The sequence below is a fragment of the Winogradskyella ouciana genome (assembly GCF_009709615.1).
Lineage (GTDB): Bacteria > Bacteroidota > Bacteroidia > Flavobacteriales > Flavobacteriaceae > Winogradskyella > Winogradskyella ouciana.
In genome coordinates, this window is record NZ_WJYA01000250.1 from 1 (window position 1) to 247 (window position 247).

At 67.6% G+C, this 247-nt stretch carries 1 pseudogene; it reads left to right on the plus strand.

The annotated features are described in order from the left end of the window. A pseudogene (locus F1003_RS19080) lies at nt 1–247 on the plus strand (urocanate hydratase); the annotation flags it as partial.

Below are 247 nucleotides of genomic sequence, written 5' to 3' on the forward strand. Positions count from 1 at the left end.
TGCGCACGCTCACCACGCTCAAGCAGGACGAGACGATGCTCGTCCAGTCGGGCCGGCCGGTCGGCGTCATGCAGACGCACGAATGGGCGCCGCGGGTGCTGATCGCCAACTCCAACCTGGTGGGCGACTGGGCCAACTGGGAGGAGTTCCGGCGCCTGGAGGCGCTGGGCCTGACCATGTACGGCCAGATGACGGCCGGTTCGTGGATCTACATCGGCACGCAGGGCATCCTCCAGGGCACGTACGA